At 40.1% G+C, this 23,480-nt stretch carries 18 protein-coding genes; 6 read left to right on the top strand and 12 right to left on the bottom strand.

Annotation, left to right across the window (positions count from 1 at the left end):
• Positions 1 to 35 precede the first annotated feature (35 nt).
• From P2W72_RS12240 to P2W72_RS12210, 7 genes are all read right to left on the bottom strand, one after another.
• The gene (locus P2W72_RS12240) at positions 36 to 734 is read right to left on the bottom strand and encodes a phosphoadenylyl-sulfate reductase (RefSeq protein WP_276362891.1); all 699 of its coding nucleotides are present in this window, start codon (positions 732 to 734) and stop codon (positions 36 to 38) included.
• Positions 735 to 1,901 (bottom strand): aminotransferase class I/II-fold pyridoxal phosphate-dependent enzyme, encoded by a 1,167-nt coding sequence (locus P2W72_RS12235; RefSeq protein WP_276362888.1) that lies wholly within the window; start codon positions 1,899 to 1,901, stop codon positions 735 to 737.
• A 93-nt stretch (positions 1,902 to 1,994) separates the two neighbouring features.
• Complete coding sequence (locus P2W72_RS12230; protein ID WP_276362885.1) at positions 1,995 to 2,696, bottom strand: bifunctional precorrin-2 dehydrogenase/sirohydrochlorin ferrochelatase; 702 nt, start codon at positions 2,694 to 2,696, stop codon at positions 1,995 to 1,997.
• On the bottom strand, positions 2,674 to 3,465 hold the full coding sequence (cobA, locus tag P2W72_RS12225; RefSeq protein ID WP_276362882.1) for a uroporphyrinogen-III C-methyltransferase: 792 nt from the start codon (positions 3,463 to 3,465) through the stop codon (positions 2,674 to 2,676). The genes P2W72_RS12230 and cobA overlap by 23 nt, the downstream gene beginning before the upstream one ends.
• A complete protein-coding gene (locus P2W72_RS12220; protein ID WP_276362879.1) occupies positions 3,462 to 5,561 on the bottom strand; it encodes a HEPN domain-containing protein in 2,100 nt (699 codons plus the stop codon). The genes cobA and P2W72_RS12220 overlap by 4 nt, the downstream gene beginning before the upstream one ends.
• A gap of 205 nt (positions 5,562 to 5,766) precedes the next feature.
• Positions 5,767 to 6,210: an Rrf2 family transcriptional regulator gene (locus tag P2W72_RS12215; protein ID WP_276362877.1), complete on the bottom strand. Its 444-nt coding sequence runs from the start codon at positions 6,208 to 6,210 to the stop codon at positions 5,767 to 5,769.
• Between the two features lie 131 nt (positions 6,211 to 6,341).
• On the bottom strand, positions 6,342 to 7,577 hold the full coding sequence (locus P2W72_RS12210; RefSeq protein ID WP_276362874.1) for an MFS transporter: 1,236 nt from the start codon (positions 7,575 to 7,577) through the stop codon (positions 6,342 to 6,344).
• 149 nt (positions 7,578 to 7,726) lie between these two features.
• Here P2W72_RS12210 and P2W72_RS12205 point away from each other — a divergent pair, with 149 nt between their 5' ends.
• Entirely contained in the window at positions 7,727 to 8,824 is a 1,098-nt protein-coding gene (locus tag P2W72_RS12205; RefSeq protein ID WP_276362871.1) for an SGNH/GDSL hydrolase family protein, read from the top strand.
• 52 nt (positions 8,825 to 8,876) lie between these two features.
• Here the strand turns inward: P2W72_RS12205 and uvrA are convergent, their stop codons facing one another.
• The gene (gene uvrA / locus P2W72_RS12200; RefSeq protein ID WP_276362868.1) at positions 8,877 to 11,678 is read right to left on the bottom strand and encodes an excinuclease ABC subunit UvrA; all 2,802 of its coding nucleotides are present in this window, start codon (positions 11,676 to 11,678) and stop codon (positions 8,877 to 8,879) included.
• 236 nt (positions 11,679 to 11,914) lie between these two features.
• Here uvrA and P2W72_RS12195 point away from each other — a divergent pair, with 236 nt between their 5' ends.
• The 4 genes from P2W72_RS12195 (at position 11,915) to recA (ending at position 14,751) form a co-directional block, all read left to right on the top strand.
• Positions 11,915 to 12,511, top strand: a complete 597-nt coding sequence (locus P2W72_RS12195) for a sigma-70 family RNA polymerase sigma factor (protein ID WP_276362866.1) — start codon at positions 11,915 to 11,917, stop codon at positions 12,509 to 12,511.
• Between the two features lie 76 nt (positions 12,512 to 12,587).
• Complete coding sequence (locus tag P2W72_RS12190; protein WP_276362863.1) at positions 12,588 to 12,779, top strand: hypothetical protein; 192 nt, start codon at positions 12,588 to 12,590, stop codon at positions 12,777 to 12,779.
• A gap of 81 nt (positions 12,780 to 12,860) precedes the next feature.
• Positions 12,861 to 13,613 carry an endonuclease III gene (nth, locus tag P2W72_RS12185; RefSeq protein WP_276362860.1) on the top strand — a complete coding sequence of 251 codons (753 nt, stop codon included), beginning with the start codon at positions 12,861 to 12,863 and terminating at the stop codon, positions 13,611 to 13,613.
• Between the two features lie 130 nt (positions 13,614 to 13,743).
• On the top strand, positions 13,744 to 14,751 hold the full coding sequence (gene recA / locus P2W72_RS12180) for a recombinase RecA (protein ID WP_276362857.1): 1,008 nt from the start codon (positions 13,744 to 13,746) through the stop codon (positions 14,749 to 14,751).
• A gap of 75 nt (positions 14,752 to 14,826) precedes the next feature.
• Here the strand turns inward: recA and P2W72_RS12175 are convergent, their stop codons facing one another.
• From P2W72_RS12175 to tsaD, 3 genes are all read right to left on the bottom strand, one after another.
• The gene (locus tag P2W72_RS12175; RefSeq protein ID WP_276362854.1) at positions 14,827 to 16,128 is read right to left on the bottom strand and encodes an acetylxylan esterase; all 1,302 of its coding nucleotides are present in this window, start codon (positions 16,126 to 16,128) and stop codon (positions 14,827 to 14,829) included.
• Positions 16,129 to 16,313: 185 nt separating this feature from the next.
• The gene (locus tag P2W72_RS12170; protein ID WP_276362851.1) at positions 16,314 to 16,484 is read right to left on the bottom strand and encodes a hypothetical protein; all 171 of its coding nucleotides are present in this window, start codon (positions 16,482 to 16,484) and stop codon (positions 16,314 to 16,316) included.
• Between the two features lie 47 nt (positions 16,485 to 16,531).
• A complete protein-coding gene (gene tsaD, locus P2W72_RS12165; RefSeq protein ID WP_276362849.1) occupies positions 16,532 to 17,533 on the bottom strand; it encodes a tRNA (adenosine(37)-N6)-threonylcarbamoyltransferase complex transferase subunit TsaD in 1,002 nt (333 codons plus the stop codon).
• A 104-nt stretch (positions 17,534 to 17,637) separates the two neighbouring features.
• Here tsaD and P2W72_RS12160 point away from each other — a divergent pair, with 104 nt between their 5' ends.
• Positions 17,638 to 22,065 carry a translocation/assembly module TamB domain-containing protein gene (locus P2W72_RS12160; RefSeq protein ID WP_276362846.1) on the top strand — a complete coding sequence of 1,476 codons (4,428 nt, stop codon included), beginning with the start codon at positions 17,638 to 17,640 and terminating at the stop codon, positions 22,063 to 22,065.
• Between the two features lies 1 nt (position 22,066).
• Here P2W72_RS12160 and P2W72_RS12155 read toward each other — a convergent pair whose 3' ends face one another.
• A complete protein-coding gene (locus P2W72_RS12155; protein WP_276362843.1) occupies positions 22,067 to 23,272 on the bottom strand; it encodes a bifunctional 3,4-dihydroxy-2-butanone-4-phosphate synthase/GTP cyclohydrolase II in 1,206 nt (401 codons plus the stop codon).
• Positions 23,273 to 23,480 lie beyond the last annotated feature (208 nt).

Here is a 23,480-nt window from a genome sequence, read left to right as displayed (position 1 = left end):
TAAATAGCGCATCATCTGCGATAAATTCTATTGTATCAGGAAGAGTGCAATCCACATTCTTTCTTACTCTGATCCTCCCACCACCAACGGCCTGCCCTGAAATCCTCTCCTTCCTTAACCGCTCTGGTACATGGAGCACATCCAATGCTTGGGAAACCTTTATCATGCAGAGGATTATAAGGGATATTGTGTTCTTTAATATATTCCTTTACCTGATCGAGTGTCCAGTCGAAAATAGGGTGAAACTTATGAATCTGATTAGCTTCATCCCATTCTACAGAAAGCATATGCTCTCTGTTCATAGATTGTTCGGCACGGATCCCGGTAATCCATAATGAATTTCCGGCAAGAGCCCTTTTCAAAGGCTCTACCTTTCTTATCCCACAGCATTCCTTACGATTTTCAACTGAATCATAAAAGCTGCTCGGACCTTTAGTACTAACCATTTTCTCTACTGCCTCCGTATCCGGATAAAAAGCATGAATATGAGTAGCATATTTTTCGAGGGTGCGATTCCAGACATAGTAAGTTTCAGGAAACAATCTTCCCGTTTCAAGGGTAAAGACCTTGATCGGGAGTTTATTTGAAAAGATCATATGAGAAATTACCTGATCTTCCCATCCGAAACTGGTTGAGAATACAACTTGTTCAGGAAACTGTGAAGCAAAATATTCAAGGCTTTGCTCTATTCCAAATCCCTTAATCTCCTTTAGTATTTCCTCTGATCTGTTCATTTATTTAGAATTATCTAATGCACCTGTGATATCTGCAAGGATATCTTCAATATCTTCAATACCTACCGAAACTCTTATGCTACCCGGATAAATTCCTATTTGGGCACGTTCTGCATCACTTAATTTAGAATGTGTGGTTGATGCCGGATGAGTAACAATCGATCTGGTATCTCCAAGATTTGGCGACAATTTGATCATCTTCAATTCATCCATGAATCTTTTGGCACGATCAAAACCACCTTTAACAATAAAGGTTACAATACCTCCACCCTGTTTCATCTGACGCTTAGCCAATTCATACTGAGGATGCGAAGGCAGATGAGGATAGCGAACCACCTCTACTTCGGCATGCTGTTCAAGCGTTTCGGCTACTTTCAAAGCATTACTGCAATGACGGTCCATTCTTACACCGAGTGTTTCCAGACTCTTTGAAATTGTCCAGGCATTGAATGCCGACATCGCCGGACCTGTATGACGGATAAAAAACATCAGTTCTTTCATCAGATCCTGACGGCCTACAACCACACCTCCCAGAACCCTTCCCTGTCCATCCATATATTTTGTAGCTGAATGGCTTACCAGATCGGCCCCAAACTTGATTGGATTTTGCAGATATGGGGTTGCAAAGCAATTATCCACATTAAGTATAAAATTGTGCTTCTGCTTAAGCTTACCAAGCCATTCCAGATCAACCAGCTCCAAACCCGGGTTTGAAGGGGTCTCCAGAAATACCATTTTCGTTTCAGGGCGTAATGCCGCTTCAAAATCTTCAGGTCTGGATGCATCCACATAAGTTGTGGTGATACCCCAGCGCGGAAGTAATTGAGTAAACAGCTGATGTGTGGAACCAAAAATAGAGCGGAATGCCACAATATGATCTCCGCTGCGCAATAGTCCTGCAATGGATGCAAAAACTGCCGCCATTCCCGATGAAAAGGCCAAACCAGCTTCTGCACCTTCAAACTCACGGATTTTTTCTATGAATTCAGTGGTATTTGGGTTGGAATATCGTGAATATATATTGCCTTCAATTTCATCAGCAAACATAGCCCTGCCATGTTCTGCATCATCAAACACAAAACTCGATGTTAAATATAAAGGCACTGAATGCTCTCTGTTATAAGATCTGTTTGCCTGAGTCCGGATAAGCTTGGATTGTTGTTTCATTTTTAAGATGGGTTTCGGCAAAAATACTTAATTAAATAAATTATAACAGATGTTCATTACTGATTTAAAATGCAGATTTTTTCGACAAAGAAATTACCATAGTACTAAGCCAGATAAAATAAGGCCTGCAAATAACAGTGCAAGCATCAGATACCATTTGCTTTTGGCTTTATTTTTCGCTGCTGTTTCACTAATCAAAACCGAAGTTACTTTGTTAAGCTCATTTACTTTATGAGCAAAATCACCCTTCAGATTATTTCTTAACTTATTCATCTGATCCAGAGTTTGATCCAGTTCATCAGGCAGGCTTTCCTGAAAAAGCTCTTTTAATCTTTTTGCAATCGTAGGCGATTTCCCATTGGTAGAAATACCAATCTTCAGGTTGCCCTTTTTAACAACAGAACCGAGATAGAAATCGCACAAATCAGGTTTATCGGCAACATTTATCAGAAGATTCAGTTCTCTGGCCGACTCTCTGATGGCTACATTCAGTTCATTATTCCCTGTTGCAATGATCACTAAATCATGCCCTGACAAATCACTTTTTTCAAACCTTTTAAAATGAAGCTTAACCTTTGGAAATAATGACACATAATCAAGAAGCTCCGGCAAATAAGTCTCTGCAACGATATCTATAGATGCTTCAGGACTGTTACTCAGCAAGGCCCTGATTTTTTCATAGCCAATATTGCCGGCTCCAACCAGTAAAACCCTAAGCTGATTCAGCTTAAGGAATACCGGAAATAATTGATTTCCTGATTCAGATTCAATATCATTCCTGCTCTGAGAGCTCATAAAATGCTTTAATCGGCTGAAACAAAGAATGCAGACCCACAACTTCACCGAATATTATTAATGCCGGAGAATCTATTTTTTTATCCTGGGCTGCCTCGAAAATTGTACCTGCAGTAGCTACAGCCACCTTTTCGTTTTCCATTGAACCATTCTGTATCACTGCTACCGGCAAACGGCTTTTCCCTTCGGCAACAAAAATCTCAGCGATTTCTTTCAGCTTTTTGATACCCATCAATACCACAATAGTAGCATCGGTTTTAGCCGCTGTATAGAGATCTTTTGAAATTGTTCCGGAGCTTGTTGTACCGGTTATTACCCAAAAACTTTCACTCGCCCCACGATGTGTGACCGGTATTCCCTGCAGTGCAGGTACAGAAATACTGCTCGAAATTCCGGGCACAACCTCTGCCGGAATACTGTATGATGCCGCCATTTCAAGTTCTTCAAAACCACGGCCAAACACAAAGGGATCGCCACCTTTTAAACGAACAACATGCCCAAAATTGAGTGCATAATCAATCATCAGCTTATTTACAGCAGCCTGCGAATAAGAATGATCACCTGAACGTTTTCCAACGTACACTTTAATAGCATTCTCGGGTGCAAAATCAAGTAATTCACTGTTCACCAAAGCATCATATAATACTACATCAGCTGATTTTAGTATCCTAACGCCTTTCAGACTGATCAGCTCCGCATCACCCGGACCTGCTCCTACCAAAGTAATCCTTGGTTCTTTAATTTCCTTTTTTATCTGATTGAGTATCATAATTGCACTGACTCCTTATATTCTTTAATCCTTTTAATAAAATCAACTGTTGACTCCAGATATTTCCCGGCAAACTCTGCCGATGGTTCATTTTTATTGATCTGAAGTATCAGTTCATTGAAACTTGCAAACTCTGCAGGCACAATATTTCCTGAAAATTGCTCATCGAAATCACGAATAATTCCAACCTGAGTGCTGCTGTTAATTCCTTTATCAAGCAGCATGGCTTTTGCGCTGCTGATGAATACACTGTATGAATGATAAATTGAATCAGCATACGCCTTGCTTTCAAATGAATCTACAGCCCATTGCAGCTTTTCTTCGGCCTCAAGCAATAAAGTTGAGACAAGGTCTATCATTACACCTGCACATTCTCCAACACCGATAGCCGTTTCAAAGGTCTCTTCATGCCCCCAGTCTACAAACTCTTCAGGGCTTAAGGTACTCAGATCGGCGAGCGGTTTCAGCAACTGATAAAAATGATCTTTCCCTAACCGATCATAAAAATCATTAAAGAGTTCGTCCCCGATCTTCCTTTCACTGAAATCATCAAGAATAAATCGTACCACATCTTTTGTTCTTTTACTTGGAACCTTAATCACTTTATCTGCTGCTCTACCTGCACCATCACCAAGTGTACCCCCTCCGAGTAAAACCTGTGCCGCCGGAACAACCTTTCCTGCAGCCTTCAATGAACTTCCGTGAAAGCCAATCTGTGCAAGTCCATGCTGACCACAACTGTTCATACAGCCGCTGATCTTAATTTTTATATCCTGATTTTCGATCAGTTCATCATACTCATCTGCAATCAGATCTTCCAGAACACGGGCAAGCTCTGTACTGTTTGAAATTCCAAGGTTACAGGTATCTGTTCCCGGACAAGTGGTCACATCAGCTACGCTGTCAAAACCGGGCTTAACAAAATCCAATTCCTTAAGTCTTTCAAATAAAACCGGAAGTGCTTCTTTCCTTACATATTTAAGCAGCAAACCCTGATTGATCGTTACACGAATCTCATCAGCTACAAGTCCGCTGATTGCCGCAATAAATTTTCTTGCCTTTGAAGTAGGAATATCGCCGGTAGTAACCTTAATATAAACTCCGTAAAAACCCTCCTGCTTCTGTTCAAAAACATTGGTATCCAACCATCTTTGATACATGAACTGGTCTGAAATTATCGCTTCAGGCAATAGTTGTGGTTCAGGAATCTGAGGCAGATCAACTGCACCACGATCAATTGTATATATTTTGGATTTATTGGCAAGCTTTTCCTCTTCTATCAGTCTGAGGACCTCCTCCAAGCCTAACTTGGCCACCAAAAACTTCATTCTTGCCTTATTTCTGTTATTTCGCTCGCCATAACGATCAAATACCCTTAATGTCGACTCAATAAAAGGTATGAGTTCATCCTCAGGCAGAAACTCATTAACCATGTGGGCAATGGAAGGCTGGGCTCCGAGACCGCCACCAAACAATACCTTAAATCCACGGTATTCTTTACCCTGCTTAATGATCTGCTTTGGAATAAATCCAAGATCATGTATATAGCTGAATGCCGTATCAGCATCACTTGAGGAGAATGCAATCTTAAACTTTCTGCCCATTTCCTGACAGATCGGGTTTCTCAGAAAATACTTAAAGGTAGCATGTGCATACGGCGAAACATCAAAAGGCTCATTCGGATCAATACCCGAAGTTGGCGAGGCAGTCACATTTCTGACTGTATTACCACATGCTTCGCGAAGAGTGATATCATCCTGCTCAAGCTTAGCCCAAAGCTCAGGGGTACGGTCAAGACTTACATAATGAATCTGTATATCCTGACGGGTAGTCAAATGCAGATTACTGCTTGCATACTCATCAGAGATATCAGCTATCCTCAGTATCTGCCTGAATGTAACCTTCCCAAAAGGAAGCTTTATTCTGATCATCTGCACACCAGGCTGTCGCTGTCCGTAAATGCCGCGTGCCAAACGAAGACTACGGAATTTTTCATCATGAATTTTACCTTCACGAAATTCCCTGATCTTTCTCTCGAGATCAATAATATCCTTCTGGACGATTGGATCCTCTAATTCTGTTCTGAAACTGTTCATTAAACTTTAACAAAAAAAACCTCTTCTACCATGGTTGAAGAGGTTTATGTATAAATCATTTATATCTAATCTTCTTCAATGTTACGACCTACCCCTGCAACAATTATGCATTGTTATCATATTCATCATATACAGGCTTTGCATTAACATCGGACAAATATAATATAAAGTATATAGATTTAGTAGTCTTTTATTTAAATTTTTTTTATTCTTCAAAATTTTTGATCAAAATCTCCTCACGATTAATTACATCGGCAATACTTGTTTCGCTCAATATTTTCAAAGTTGCATTCCTTACTTCTACAAAAACATCGCGTACACCACAGGTTGCTTCATTTGTACACTCATCGCATTTCTGGTAAAAGTTCAAACTGACACATGGAAGCAATGCTACCGGTCCGCCGGTTAATCTTAATACCTGAACCATATAAATTTCAGCGGGATCCTTTACCAAACCATATCCGCCACCTGAACCTTTTTTGCTGTATAATAAGCCGGCGTTCCGCATATCGAGCAAAATCTGCTCGAGAAATTTTTTGGGGATATGCTCCTCCGATGCGATCTTGGAAATCTGCATAGGTGCTCCACCAAAGTTCTTGCCCAGAACAACAAGGGCTTTTAAGGCATAGCGGGTTTTCTTGGAAAGCATATTTAAATCTAATTCTAACTAAAGAAGCAAATTAACGGAAAAACTTTATGAAATAAATGATAAAGATCATTTCCATTAATTGATGAAGATATAAAAATGCCTGAGAATTTAAAATGAAGAGTAATGCAAAATTACCCTGAAGATTTAACAAGTTTACTTACCCTGTAAAGCAAAAAGACTGACAGCACAGAAATAACAACTATAATATAACCAATGGTGTCATAATGCTCCAAAGGACTAAGCTTATCCTTCTGTACAACAATCAAACCGCCCAAAGCAGCTGCTATACCGCCGGCGATTTGCTGAAGCGAAGAATTGATTCCCATAAAAGCTCCTCTGTCATGTTTCTCAGATAAAGCTGAATTAAGTGCCACTGCCGGAACCATTCTGCTCATGATGCCAAGCATAAATGCTAAATTGAGCAATAAGACTAACCAAAATGGCACCGGTCCAAGGTTAGTGTAAATAACAATTACAATACTCAGGAATACAGACGACACAGTAAAAATCATCAGTTTATCGAAGCGATCACTGAGTTTACCGACCTGGGGCAAAATTACCAGTGCACAGATCCCGGAAAACATATAAAGGAAAGGAAGCTGCTCAGCAGTGACATGGAGATTATTGATGGCAAAAGCGCTGCCCCATGGCATCATAAGAAAGCCGCCTAATGACAAAAAAGCTGTGGCCAGAAATCCAATTCTATACCTGCGCTTTGCCAAAGTATTCCATAGATGACCAATAGCATTGTGCTCGCTTTTATACACGAGATGCTCGTTTACTGGCTTTAACTTCAGTAAAATAAACAACCAGATTATGCTTGCCAACACAACAATCATCAGAAAGGGAGATTCCCAGCCCCAGATATTGGATATATATAAACTAATCGGAATACCCAGAACCTGACTTCCGCCGAAACCCATCTGCAGATATCCAAGAACTCTGCCTCTTTTCTCTATCGGATAAAGATCAGTAACAATTGCCATAGATATCGAGCCTATTACGCCTCCAAACAAACCTGTAAAAATTCTTGCAAACAGTAAAGTCAGATAAGAATCGGCCAGACTGCAAAAAAGTGTCCCGATAATAAAACCAACATAGAAGAACAGTAATAAATTCTTACGGTCAAAGCGATCGGCAAAGCCGGCGGTCAGCAGACCAGATATTCCGGCACTTAAAGCATATGCAGAAACAGTTAAGCCAAACTGAGTAGTACTGAGGCCAACTGACTTCATTAACAGGTCTCCCAGCGGAGACATCACCATAAAATCGAGTACTACCGTAAATTGGGTCAAAGTAAGCAACAGGATCACGAAGATCTCGTAAGCACTAAACTTTGCATGATTAACTGAAGTACCGGAATTCATTTTAAGCTACATTTCAGGAATATATTACCTCCAGATAACGTTGCAGGCAATATACCGATTAAATTTTAACATATTTCGCTCAGTAGGGTCTGAACCTTGTTCCGTATCCTTTGTTCTTATATCTTTACTAAACACATAAAATTAAGGCCATGCGTAAAGTTTTATACCTGCTGATACTGACTGTATTCAGCAGTTCTGTTTTCTCACAGGAAACAGCAGTAAAAAAGGAAAATGTAAAATATTTTGACAAGGAACACTTCATTATTGAAGGAACCGGTGTTGCAGAATCAGCTAAAGAAAGTCCATATGACAGACTGCCTGCCTCTTCTAAAGATAAAGTAAGAAAAGCAGTATGGGACCTTTCCAAAAACTCTGCGGGCATTACAGTAAGGTTCTTTTCAAATTCAAGTCTGATTAAAATAAAATGGGAGCTGCTGAACGATACTAAAATGAATCATATGGCTGAAACCGGCATCAAAGGCGTTGATCTTTATACCAGGGTAAATGGTTCATGGTTATATGTGAATACAGGAAGACCTACTGCAAAGAATAATGAGGCACTGCTCGTAAGTACACTTTCACCCGAAAAACGTGAATATAAAGTCTGGCTGCCACTTTACGATGGTGTAACCAAAGTTGAAATTGGTATCGACACATTGGCAAGTATTGAAAAACCTGCACCCTCCAGAACTCTGCCAATTGTATTTTACGGTACCAGCATTACTCAGGGCGGATGTGCATCCCGTCCGGCGATGGCCTATACAACCATCATTTCGCGCAAGATGGATGTCGATTGCATTAATTTAGGATTCAGCGGTAATGGAAAAATGGAAGATCCGGTTGTTGATGTGATTGCCGGAATTAATGCTTCATTTTACGTAATCGACTGCCTGCCTAACATGACGGTGGAAGAAGTCCGGCAAAGGGTGGCACCACTTGCTACGAAAATAAGAGAGAAAAATTCAAACACCCCGATCGTATTTGTAGAAAACATTGTCTATTCCAAGTCCTTTTATGAAGAGAAGACCAAAAGCCTGATCAACGACAAGAATAATGCGCTGAAAACAGAATTTGAGAAACTCAGAAAAAGCGGGATGAAGAACCTGCATTATATTAACAATAATGGAGCAATTGGATATGATAATGAAGCGACTGTTGATGGTGTTCACATGACCGACCTCGGTTTTATGAGAATGGCTGATTACCTGATAGAGAATTTTGATAAAAACTATTTGAAAATCAAATAATAAGCTAATCATCAGCAGATGAATATCTGGTATTTATCTGCTGATGATATCTTTATTTGAACCTCTCCTTTAAAAATTGTCCGGTATAAGATTTACCTTCCCGGATCAGGTCTTCAGGAACACCTTCAAATACCAGGGTTCCGCCTTTATCACCACCCTCCGGACCAATATCTATTACCCAGTCGGCACATTTGATCACATCCATATTATGCTCTATCACAATAATTGAATTACCCTGCTCTATCAATGCGTCAAATGATTTAAGCAACTTTTTAATATCATGAAAATGCAGTCCGGTAGTAGGCTCATCAAAAATAAACAGAGTCTTGCTGCTGTTATTACCTTTTACAAGGAAAGATGCAAGTTTGATACGCTGGGCTTCGCCTCCTGAAAGCGTGTTTGACGACTGCCCGAGATGAACATAACCAAGGCCAACATCAGCAAGAGGTTTGATTTTAGACAAGATCTTAGGCTCCTTGTCAAAGAACTCCAGAGCTTCATCAATGGTCATATCAAGTACCTCAAATACATTCTTGTCTTTATAGGTAATGTCAAGCACATGCTGTTTAAATCTTTTTCCATCGCAGGCTTCACAGGGAAGGAAAATATCAGCCATGAACTGCATTTCTATTTTCACTTCACCTTCTCCCTGACAGGTATCACAGCGTCCGCCTTCTACATTGAACGAAAAGGCCGATGGTTTCAAACCGGCAGCTTTTGCCGCTCCCTGCGATGCATAGAGATTTCTGATCTCGTCCCAGGCCTTCACATAAGTAACAGGATTGGAGCGTGACGACCGCCCTATCGGATTCTGATCGACAATTTCAACCTGCTCAATTCTTCCAAAATCGCCTTCGATAGAATCATAAGCTCCGGTCTGCTCTCCTGAATAATTACCTAAAGCCTTTTGTAAAGCAGGCTGAAGAATACGTTTTACCAATGATGTCTTTCCTGAACCGGATACACCCGAAACAACACAAAGCACATTCAGAGGGAAGCTTACATCAATATTTTTAAGATTATTCTCCCTTGCCCCTCTGATGACAATAGCATCATTCCATTTGCGGCGATGTTCAGGAATTGCAATAGATTGTCTTCCGCTAAGGTACTGACCGGTAAGACTGTTTTTATCTTTTAATATCTCATCGAAAGTACCGGTAAATACAAGATTGCCGCCATGTGTTCCCGCTTCCGGACCAATATCAATAATATGATCGGCAGCATGCATAATTTCTTCTTCATGCTCAACAACAAGCACTGTATTACCCACATTTCTCAATGATTTCAGCACTTCTATCAAACGCTGTGTATCTCTTGGATGCAGACCTATACTCGGCTCATCCAAAACATAAACAGATCCAACCAATGAACTTCCCAGAGAAGTTGCCAGATTGATCCTTTGCGATTCGCCTCCCGACAGGGTGTTACTCAATCTGTTCAGAGTAAGGTAACTTAAACCCACATCATTCAAAAACTTAAGCCGGTTGCTGATTTCCATCAACAGACGTTTTGCAATTTTCATCCGTGACGGATCAAGCTCAAGTGTTTGAAAAAATTGCAGGGCCTTATCCAAAGGCATTAATACAATATCAGTAATTGAAAGGCTTTCGATCTTTACGTAAGAGGCATCCTGTCGCAGGCGACTTCCCAGGCACTCCGGACAGTTTGTCTTCCCCCTGTATCGTGAAAGCATCACTCTGTACTGTATTTTATACGTTTGCGTTTCAAGCTCTTTAAAAAAATCATCCAACCCGCTGAAATAAGAATTTCCGGTCCATAATAATTTTTTCTGCTCATCAGTCAGCTGACTATATGAACGATGAATCGGAAAATCAAATTTGATTGCATTTCTGACCAGACTATTTAACCATTCGCCCATCTTCTCGCCCCGCCACGGTGCTATCGCCCCATCGTAAACAGACTTGCTTTTATCCGGGATAACCAGATCCTCATCTATCCCGATAATCTTTCCATAACCCTCACAACGCTTACAGGCACCAAAGGGATTATTGAAACTGAAAAAGTTTGGGCTTGGCTCCTCGAATCGAATTCCATCCAGCTCAAACCTGTCGCAAAACACATGAATCTCGCCATCTGCATCCACCAGACAATCGCCCCTGCCCTCAAAAAAGGCAGTTTGAACAGAATCTGCAATCCGGCTTAAAGTTTCTTCATCATCACTCACCCTCACCCTGTCGATCACTATTTTGATTTCTGTATCTGTTCCTGATTTTTTATTCCCGGTAGATTTATCTTCCAGAATATCTTCAATTTTAGCCAGTGTACCATCCATCAGGATACGTGTAAAGCCCTTTTGAAGCAGAACGGCAAGTTCCTCTTTCAAAGAACGGTTATTGTGTGCGTGTAATGGACAAAGTATGGTTACTGTGCTATCTGCTTCCAGACTGCCAATAAAATTGATCACATCGGTAACCGTATCCTTTTTTACTTCTTTTCCCGAAACCGGCGAAACCGTTTTACCAATTCTGGAGAACAGTAGCTTCAAATAATCATAAATCTCAGTAGATGTGCCAACCGTTGAACGGGGATTGCTGGTAATAACCTTTTGTTCAATAGCAATGGCCGGTGCTATTCCCTTGATATAATCTACATCGGGCTTATTCATCCGGCCCATAAACTGTCGGGCATATGAAGAAAGACTTTCAACATAACGTCTCTGCCCTTCTGCATACAGGGTATCAAATGCCAGTGAAGATTTACCAGAGCCCGACATCCCGGTAATTACAACCAGCTTGTTCTTCGGTATAGCTACATCAATATTTTTTAGGTTGTGAACTCTGGCACCTTTTATGATGATATATTTTTTAGGGTCTTTTTCCGATTCTTTATTCATTCTAAAAGTCAGGGCTGTGTTGTACGTATATTATATAAAGGCTATGAATAGAATTGCAAAAATACGGCTATAAGTAGTTTATTACATTGGCTTGATGAAATATTCTTTGATTTTGGCAAAATATTTGTTTCATTTGAAACAAGGACCAATTATTTTTCAATCAAAAAGGAGACAGGCTATCGGATAAACTCTACTTGAACATTTTTCGGGATTTTACATTAAGAGGGATTATAAGTATGAGTGCTATAAATATTCAAACGGTCAGCGATCAGGATTTAGTACATCAGTATATTCAGGGTCATGAACAAAGTCTGGAGGAATTAATCCGAAGACATAAATCAAAGATTTACACATCTATATATTTATTGGTTAAAGATTCATACCTGGCAGAGGATATTTTTCAGGATGTCTTCATCAAAGTAATCAACACTCTGAGGGCTGGCAGATATAATGAAGAAGGTAAATTTCTTCCATGGGTAATCCGCATTGCCCATAATATGGTTATTGATCATTTCAGAAAAGAGAAACGCACCCCATTGGTTACTACTACCGAAGGCTTCGACATCTTTGAAGTTTTGAAGTTTTATGATGAAAGTGCTGAAGACCGGCTGATCCGCGACCAGACCCATCGCGATCTCAGGGAGCTGATCCATCATCTCCCCTCAGAACAAAAGGAAGTTCTTATTATGAGACATTATGGAGATCTGAGCTTTAAAGAAATTGCTGATATTACAGATGTCAGTATTAATACTGCTTTAGGAAGAATGCGCTATGCATTAAGCAATTTGCGTAAAATGATGTTAACCAAAGAATTAAGCCTGAAGAACATCTGAAAAAAAGAACAAAAAAAAATTTATTTGTAAAACATTAAATACATAAGTACGTTTAAAGTAAAAATTTAATCTGCTTATGATAGAAACATCTACACATAAAACAAGTTCATTAAAGGAAATTAAAGCCGAAAGCAGTTTTCGGACTGAAGACCTTGGGGAAGAAGAACAATCTTTCTACACGTCCATCAAGCCGGAGCTGAATTCGATTGTTTCTGAACCGGCTAAGGAATCAGTCAGAAGAATACTCGAATACTCCAGGTCTCTTTAAGAATTATTCAGGCACAAATATCCATTTGGCTTTTTGATCTTTACTATACCAGGATACACTGATCAGAGCTATATTTGTTGCGTGTTAAGAAAAGACCGGTATAAAGCCTTTGTAGATTATTTCTCTTCCCACCAGCCGGAAGCAGAAACCGAATTGCATTACGATAACCCGTACCAATTGCTGGTTGCCGTAATTCTCTCTGCCCAATGCACAGACAAACGAATCAATCTGGTTACACCACGTCTATTTGAACGTTATCCCACTCCGGAAAGTTTGGCCGCGTCTACGTCGGATGAGGTATTTCAATACATCCGAAGTGTAAGTTATCCCAATAATAAAGCAAAGCATCTGGTAGGAATGGCTCAAAAACTTATTTCTGAGTTCCATGGCGAAGTTCCATCCGACATCGATGATCTTCAGAAAATGCCGGGAGTTGGCAGAAAAACTGCCAATGTGATTGCCTCTGTCATATTCAGTGCTCCGGCAATGGCAGTTGATACGCATGTATTCCGCGTGGCCAACCGGATAGGCCTGACTAGAAATGCCAAAACACCCCTGGCCGTAGAAAAACAATTGGTTCAGTTTCTTCCCGAAGATAAGATACATATCGCCCATCACTGGCTTATCCTTCACGGCAGATATGTTTGCATTGCACGAAATCCCAAATGTTCAATATGCCCGCTGAGTTCTTTTTGCAAGTATTACGCTCAAAGCCAGACAGAAACTGCATTAAAGAAAGCAGAAAGTCTTCAGCTGAAAAAAGCTAAAGAGTTAAAAAAGAAAAAACAGGCAACACAAACCGCAGCAATGTTGAAAAGATTCATTGCAAAGTAATTATCCACTATAATTTTTTGAGATAATTATTAAATAACTTCAGAGTTGAGAAAAACAGAAATATATTTTTTCTAATTTTTTTAGCATTTTTAATTTTTTATTCTAATTTTGATCATATTAAACTAAAATAATGAGCAACGCAGATAAATTAAAAGCTTTACAGCTTACGCTGGATAAACTTGAAAAATCATACGGTAAAGGCACCGTTATGAAGCTTGGCGACAATGCTGTAGAACCGGTTGAGGCAATCTCCACAGGTTCTATAGGCCTGGACATCGCGCTGGGAATCGGAGGCTTTCCAAAAGGCCGTGTCATTGAAATTTACGGCCCGGAATCTTCAGGTAAAACCACTCTGGCAATTCATGCGATTGCAGAAGCTCAGAAAAAAGGAGGTATTGCTGCATTCATCGATGCAGAGCATGCCTTTGATAAATTTTATGCCAGCAAACTGGGTGTTGATATCGAAAACCTTTTAATATCGCAACCTGATAACGGAGAGCAGGCACTTGAGATCGCTGATAACCTGATCCGCTCCGGCGCTATAGACATCATCGTAATCGACTCTGTTGCGGCTTTGGTGCCAAAGGCTGAGATTGAAGGTGAAATGGGCGATTCAAAAATGGGTCTTCATGCCCGCTTAATGTCTCAGGCACTCAGAAAATTAACCGGAACAATATCCAAAACAGGATGCTGCTGTATATTTATCAACCAGCTGCGTGATAAAATCGGAGTAATGTTCGGCAGCCCTGAAACAACAACCGGAGGTAATGCCCTGAAATTCTACGCTTCATTACGTTTAGATATCCGCAGAATTTCACAAATCAAAGATTCAGATGAGGTTTCAGGAAACAGGGTTAAAGTAAAAGTTGTAAAAAACAAACTTGCTCCGCCTTTCCGCATCGCCGAATTTGATGTGATGTTCGGAGAAGGTATTTCGAAAGCAGGTGAGATTATCGATCTGGGTGTTGATTTTGACATCATCAAAAAAGCAGGATCATGGTTTAGCTATGGAGACACCAAACTTGGACAGGGACGCGATGCAGTGAAACAATTATTGCTTGACAACCCTGATTTGATGGATGAACTGGAAGCAAAAATTAAAGCAACAGTAACAGCCAATCATCTCGAAGAAAAGTAAATAAATTCCTGAATCTAAAATAAAAGCCCGCTTACATAATATAATATAAGCGGGCTTTTTATATGACCAAAATACTTATTTAACTTTTAACTGCTTCTGAAGCCAGTTATCCATATTCTCCCTTTGTTCGGGATACATCCAGTGCCCGGTCTCCTGCGCGAGAAACAAAGATTTAGGAGCCTTAATGACATTGTATACAGCATGCATAGAGGTTGGCGGACAGGTTTCATCATTAAAACCCCAGCTGTACATGCCCGGAACTTTCAGCAATCTGGCAAAATTTACTACATCATAATATCCTGCAGTCTTAATCTTATCAGGAGTACTGCCGGCATTTACATCATCCTTAACAAACATATGTGGCCATCCGCCTGCACGTCCAATCGTGTAACCGCTAAGATCACTTAAAGCCGGATAATAAGCTCCCAGAAATTTAACCCTGGAATCAAGAGCTGCAGTAATGATTGATAATGCTCCTCCCTGACTGCCTCCGGTAACTCCTAAATTAGTTCCGTCAAACTCAGGCAATGAGGTTAAGAAGTCATTCGCTCTTATACATCCCATATAAACCCGTTTAAAATAATACCGGTCTCTGTCTTCAAGGTTAAACATAGGATAACCAGACAAGGCACCTGCAAGCAAATTAGCATAAACTCCGGCATCCATATTCACCGGTATACCATGAATTCCGATTTCAAGAGTAATCACTCCCTTCTCGGCAGTGGCAACATCTCCGTTATAAGGTCTTACACCTGCGCCAGGAACACGCAGCAATGCAGGATATTTACCGGGCTTCTTAGGCATACATAAAATACCGTACAATCTGCTCCCTAAACGGAAATTTTGCATATTAACATGATAAACATTTACAGTTTCTGTACTTCTTTCAGGCAAAAGAGTCAGACGGGCATCAACAGGAATCTTTGCCAGATCAGCTTTTGCAGCGTCCCAGAACTGTGCAAAATCTACCGGGCTTTCAGAAGCAGGTTTGATCTGAGCAGCCTCAAACCCGGCAGTAGAAAGACCTCTGTATTTCTTCCCATTTACTTCGACAGTAACAATACAACGATAAAATCCGGGATTCTTCATTGTACCGGCATTGATTATATGTACTCCATTGGCAAGCAGAAGCGAATCTTTCAATTCAGGCACCATTTTTTCAGGTCCGATTTCATATTTAATCTTCACATTCTTTAAAGGATTTCCATACTGAAGTACGGTAATATTAAACTTAACCTTCTCTCCTGTTTTATATTGCCAGTCTGAATGATCAGGAGCAACAATAACCTTAACATTTTGCTCTACAGGTTGTGCAATACCTTCAAAGACAGAAAGGAACAGGAAAAGAATAAAAAATACCGGATTGATTTTTTTCATTGTTTTTAGATTTATCGGGGTTAGCAAACATTCAGTTTATCAAAAACTATCCTGTTTGTATCTGTAAATAAGCAGTATATACCGCTCAAATTCGGGATTAATAGAATTGAAAGCAAATTTATTTTCGCTGAAAATTTCTAAAGAGGGAAGGGCAAAAAATGAAAAAAGAATGGGAGGCAGAGCGTTTATTTACCTTTGGTCATCATGTACATAAACATGATACCGATGATAACTATAAAGGCAAGAACGAACAGCCCTGTAGTGGCCTTACGTTTGTCCTGACGCATCACCCAGATCAGCAAACCTGTAAGCGGTATCAGAAATATGGAAAAGAAAATTATACTGGATGCACTCATAATCAAAGTAAATCTCGTGTTTTATTATTTAAATCAGCTAAATATTATTAAAACAACATTCGGGCTAATGGTGCTATATCCTGCCCCACAAAATCCTTATTCAGAAATTTGTAATAACCTGCAATAGCAATCATAGCAGCATTATCGGTACAATATTCAAACTTGGGAATATACACCTTCCAGCCTTCGGTCAATGCGGCCTCATTCAGTGCTGTCCTCAAACCGGAATTAGCTGATACACCACCGGCAATTGCAATAGTTTTAATGTCATATTGAACCGATGCCTTCTTCAGTTTGTTCAGCAAAATGGAAATTATTCGCTCCTGCACTGATGCGCAAATATCGAAAAGTCTATTTTTCAGAAATTCAGGATCTTCTTTAATCCTGTCGCGCACAAAATACATGATAGAGGTTTTCAAGCCGCTGAAGCTAAAGTTGAGTCCGTCGACCTGAGGTTCAGGGAATTTAAATGCAAATTTATCTCCCTGCTTTGCATATTTATCAATAAGCGGCCCGCCCGGATAAGGCAAACCGAGCAGTTTTGCTGTTTTATCAAAAGCTTCGCCTGCCGCATCGTCATTAGTTTCGCCAATAACCTCCATATCAAAATAATCCTTTACAAGAACGATCTGGGTATGCCCGCCTGAAACGGTAAGACAGATGAAAGGAAATGAGGGCTTATTCTCTTCAATAAAATGGGCAAGAATATGTGCCTGCATGTGATTTACCTCAATAAGAGGCAGACCTTTTGCAAGGGCAAAGGATTTGGCGAAAGAAGTGCCCACCAAAAGTGATCCTAATAATCCCGGTCCGCGTGTAAAAGCTACAGCATCAATATCATTTTTGTGTATTTTTGCCACATCGATAGCTTGATGAATGGCAGGAATGATATTCTGTTGATGAACCCTTGAAGCAAGTTCAGGAATTACACCGCCATAATTTTGATGGACTGCCTGACTTGCGATCACATTGGAACAGATCTTGCCATCTATACAAATTGCTGCGGAAGTGTCGTCACAGGAAGATTCAATGCCGAGGATGATTGCCAAAACTATATTGTAAAATTGTTGTAGATAATTTAAAGTACAAATTTATCAAAAAAGCTCTAAAAATAAGCCTCTGGACACTGACAACATTTTTATTGTTGCTTGTTTTGATTGTTTTTTCACTGCAATTCAGGAGTGTACAGACTTATGTTGCCAAAAAAGCAGCAGCTTACCTCTCAAAAGAGCTTAATACCCGCGTAGAAGTAGGCGGCTTATATATTGTCCCTTTCAATTCCGTTGTGCTCGACAGCCTGTACATTCAGGATCAACAAAAAGACACACTCTTATTCTCCCCTAAATTTTCTGCAAAGCTGAGCTACTTTTCATTGGAAAAGCGAAAGATCACTATAAAATCGCTGGAACTGAATGGCGGAAAATTTTATCTGAAAAAATACACAAATAAAAGCACTAACCTTTCTTTCATACTTAACTACTTTAAATCAGGGAGCAAAAGTCAGAAAAAGAAAAAGCCATTTAATATTGAACTCAATCAGATTGTTTTAAAGGAGCTTTCTTTCAAATACAAAAACTTCAATAATACCAGCCCTAAGCGTGGAATAAACTTTAACGATATAGAAGTCAGAAATCTGAACACAACTTTACTAAATCTGGATACAAAAAAACATATTATTCAGGGGCAGATCAAAAACATGAGCTTCAGGGAAAAAAGCGGATTCTACCTGAAGAACCTGAGCAGCTTTGCTACTATTGACAAAGACCAGATGGAGTTCAGACAATTACTGATTGAAACTCCGCAATCCAGAGTGGGCGATTATTTCAGGATGAAATATTCCTCTTTCAAAGATTTCAACCAGTTCGTCAGTAAAGTTGTGATGCAATCTGATTTCAAAAATACTTTACTGAACAGTTCTGATATTGCCTATTTCTCGCCCAACCTCTCAACAACATCGGTTATTCTGCAGATAAACGGACAGATATCCGGACGGGTAACCGATCTGAAAGCCAGAAGCCTGATGATTCAAAGTGGACAGGCAACATACATTAAGGGAAATTTTGCATTAAGCGGACTGCCAAATATAAAGCAGACTTTAATGGATCTGAATTTTGAGCAGATCTCAACCAATAAAAAGGATCTTGATCTGATACTAAGCCGTGCAGGTATTAACAAAAAATCCTTAATTCCTGAATTTGCCAATAAATTGGGAACAATAAATTTCAAAGGGCGCTTTAGTGGCTTTATCAATGATTTTATAGCATACGGAGAGTTTAAAACAAAAGCGGGAAGATTGATTACCGATCTGAATATGAAAATTGAGGGCAATTCAATTCCTGCATACAGCGGAACAGTTAAAACAATCGATTTTAATCTTGGAGAACTTACGGGACTTAAATATCTGGGAAAAACAACGCTAACTGCCAGTGTTAAAGGCAAAGGATTTAAGATCAGCAGTTTGAACGAACAGGTGAAAAGTTCAATTAAATATCTGGAATTCAAATCATATACCTACACCAATATTGACATCGATGGTAACTTCAGCAATAAGGTTTTCAAGGGTCAGATAAACATTGATGACAGCAACCTTAACCTCGATTTTGATGGCAATATCGATCTGAACAAAGAACTTCCCCAATTTAACTTTAATGCAAAGATTCGTGGTGCCAGGTTAAAACAATTGAACTTAACTAAAGACACCATTCAGTTTGATGCAGACCTCAGCACCAATTTTTCAGGCTCAAACCTCGACAATATTGAGGGTGTGGTTGCATTGAATAACACCCAGCTTACCGGAACAAAAAACTCTTTCATCGTTGATTCGGTTTATCTGAAAGCGATGGGCAGAGGTACAAAGAGATCGCTTACCATAGGTTCTGACATTCTTGATGCAAGCATAAACGGTGAATATGATTTAAAAACACTGCCATCCTATTTCAAATCTGTTGCCAATAAGTATATCCCTTCTCTGGGTTTGAAGTTTATCACTCCGGGGAAACAGAATTTCGAATTCAGTCTGAACATCAAGTATTTCGACCCGATCAGCATGCTGTTTATTCCGCAGATGAAAATCCCGCAGCAGGCAAACTTCAACGGCAAGTTTGTATCGGATGAAAATATTGCTAACCTTAACGGCTTCATTAAACTTGTAGAATTCAGGAAGTATAAAATTAATAATCTGATCATCGACGAAAGTACTTCTGAAGAAGCGATGAACGTTTTCATCACGTCAGACAGAATTAATTTTACAGACAGTCTTTACATCAAAAATGTTAACATTGCCAATATCTTAAAGAAAGACAGTCTTAATCTGAACATTAAACTTTCAGATAAAAATGCCATCAACCAGCTCGACTTAAACTCTCTGGTAGAGTTCAATGCCAGCGGAGACAGGAGAATTGCCCTGAGTATTCTGCCATCTGATGTAATTATCAATAATGAGACCTGGAAGATCCAGGAGAAAGTGAGCTTCAGCTTCGATGAAGGCAGGGAAGAAGATCAGGAATTCAGCCTATTCAGAAGAACCAGGATTGAAGGTTTTGAGCTTTTCAAAGACAATCAAATGATGACCATAAACGGAATCATATCCAAAAATCCTGAAGATGAACTTCTGATCGGATTTGAAAATTTCAAGCTGACTACATTTAATTCACTGACCAAACCGGCGGGCATTACATTGAAAGGCTTACTGAATGGGAATGCCAAACTTTCAGGTCTGGGAGCTACACCCAACCTAACTGCCGGTATTAATATTGACAGCCTCAACTACAATAATATCGCGGTAGGTAACCTAAGCATGACTGCGGGACTCGACAATGCCACTAAACTAATCAATGTTAAAATAGATGTTGAAAATAAGGGCGGGACCACGCTGGATATTGATGGCACCTACAATGCCAATGATGATCAGAATACGCTGGATCTGAAAGTTCTGATGTATGATAACGATGTGGTATTATTTCAGCCATTTTTAAAAAATCTGGTTTCAAATATGTTTGGGCGTGTCTCGGCAGATCTTGTAGTAAGCGGCAAACTGAGAACTCCTCAAATCAATGGCAACCTTACCCTGAAAGATGCCGGCATGACGGTCAATTATCTGAAAACCCCTTATAAGATATCAGATAAGGTAGAGGTTGAAAATACGGTCATTAAATTAAACAATCTCAAGTTAAGAGATATCAAAAATAATGAGGCCATTGCTAATGGAACAGTAAATCTCAATAACCTCAGAAATCCTGAAATCCATGTAAACCTTGTTTCAAGGAGATTTATGGCCCTAAATACAACTGCAAAAGATAACCCGCTGTATTATGGCGTGGCATATGGCACAGGGGTTTTCAGATTTAACGGCCCTACAAATGATATGCGGATTGTTATTGATGCCAAAGCAGAGGCCGGAACAGTATTTAACATCCCTCTGAACTCATCGGCTACAGTCAGTAAAAATGACTTTATCAGTTTTATTGGCAAAGACACTACCCTGAATAAACAGCAGTTCTCTACCTTCAAGGGTTTGACGATGGATTTCGACCTGGAAATAGATGAAAATTCCGAAGTCAATATTTTCACTGACCTCGGGAAACTCAGCGGCAGAGGGAAGTCGGAATTAAACTTGAATATTACTAGTCTCGGCGACTTTGAGCTGTACGGCGAATACCTGATTTCAAGTGGTAAATTTCAGTTTACTGCACAGGACTTTATCAATAAGAACTTTAAAATCAATCAGGGTGGATCTATCCGCTGGACCGGCGATCCGATGGAGGCTGCTATCAACATGAAGGCCCTTTACGAAGTACGAACAAGCACTTCACCCCTGTATCAGGCGGCGGGCAGACCTGCAAGGGAAGAAAAAGTTCCTGTTGAAGCTGTAATGAACCTGAGCGGTCCGCTTCTTACTCCAAATATTGCCTTCGACATTAATTTCCCGGCTAATGCATATATAAAAGATGAATTGCAATCTTACCTGGGTGATGTTAATAATACCAACCAACAGGCATTAAGCCTGATTGTAAGGCGTTCATTTGCACAAGGAACGGCAGATATCGGGGGAATGGCAACATCAACATTTATCAATGCAGGAACTGAGTTGTTTTTCAACCAGTTGAATACGATTCTGACCCAATCGCTTAACCTGAATTTTGTCGACTTTAATATCCGTTCGCTGAACGATGCAAGCGCTTCTTTCAGATTACTGAATGACAGGCTGATTCTTACCGGTGGTGTAACAGACCGAACGATGAGAGGAAATAAAGCGGTGTCTGATTTCAGTATGATGGGCAATGGTAATATGATTGCCCGTGACGTAGAAGCTCTTTACCTGATCAAGAAGAATGGAGATCTGGTACTCAGGGCATCAAACAGGCTTAATAACAGAAGCTTCCTGAACATGAGCAATCTAAATTATGATGATTATGTCAGTGCAATCGGCCTTGTGTACCGAAGAGATTTCGACAGCTTTAAAGAATTACTAAGCTTCCTGCTCGGGAATAAACGAAAGGACGAAAGACAGAATACTGAAACAAAGGCAATACCTGACACCACTGCATTAAAACCCGAAGAAACAAAGATCAAAAAGAAATAGATCAGCTGTTCTTCATAATGGTATGCCCCATCCTGTCTCTTTTAGTTTTCAGGTAGAGTTCATTATGAATGTTTGATTTAATCTCAATCGGAACATTCGAAACAACTTCAAGCCCATAACCTATCAGACCGGAACGCTTAGTTGGGTTGTTTGACATCAGCTTCATTTTCTTGATACCCAGACTTCTTAATATCTGTGCCCCGATTCCATAATCTCTCTGATCCATCGGGAAACCAAGCTGCAGATTAGCATCTACAGTATCCAGACCATTTTCCTGAAGATTATAAGCATGCAGCTTATTGATCAATCCAATTCCACGGCCTTCCTGATTCATATAAATAATCACACCCTTACCCTCCTTTTCTATCATTTCCATGGCCTTATGAAGCTGCGGACCGCAATCGCAACGACATGATCCGAATATGTCGCCGGTAATACATGAACTGTGAACACGTACCAGAACCGGTTCTTCTTCATCCCAGCTTCCTTTAATAAGCGCAAGGTGCTGATCACCGGTATTGATCTGAGTGTAGGCTACCATCTCAAAATCGCCCCATTCAGTAGGCAACTTCACAGACACCTCCTTCTTAATCAATGATTCAGTCTTTAGTCTGTAGGAAATAAGATCTTTGATACAAATGATCTTCAGATTAAATTGTTTAGCAATAAGCAGCAAATCCGGGAGACGTGCCATTTCCCCGTCCTCTTTTAAAATTTCAACCAGCACACCGGCAGGCTCCAGGCCGGCCAGGCTTGCCAGATCCACCGCAGCCTCTGTATGTCCGGCCCTTCTCAAAACCCCGCCACGCTTGGCAATCAGGGGGAAAATATGTCCCGGACGGCCAAGCTCATCAGCTGAAGTTGCCGGATTAATCAGCGCCATAATTGTTTTGGAGCGGTCGGATGCAGAAATACCGGTAGTACAACCATGTCCAATCAGGTCTACTGAAACTGTAAAATTAGTCTCAAATGCAGCTGTATTTTTGCCAACCATCAATTCAAGATTCAGCTCCCTGCAGCGCTCTTCTGTAAGAGGTGCACAGATCAGTCCCCGGCCATGTGTTGCCATGAAATTTATAATTTCGGGTGTGGCATTAGATGCTGCAGTAAGGAAATCGCCCTCATTCTCCCTGTCCTCATCGTCAACAACAATAATAACTTTACCTTCTTTAATATCGCTTATGGCTTCCTCAATGGTATTAAACATATAGTATGGCTTGTTGGGGGCATTATTCTGAATACAAACACCCGCTCCTGTAAATAAAATGCAAATTTAAGTATTTTTTTGCCGGATTAGCTTGCTGATACTCTTTTATGAGTCAATGCATTGCAATAATTAAACGATCACTAGTGTCCGGTTAAATTTAGAACGAATAAAAAAACTTTGTTTTGGCCTTTAAAACATGGATATTATT

Origin of the sequence: Daejeonella sp. H1SJ63, assembly GCF_029360775.1 — a bacterium.
GTDB lineage: Bacteria > Bacteroidota > Bacteroidia > Sphingobacteriales > Sphingobacteriaceae > Daejeonella.
Note: the sequence above shows the minus strand (reverse complement) of the source record. Positions and strands in the feature narration are given on the sequence as shown.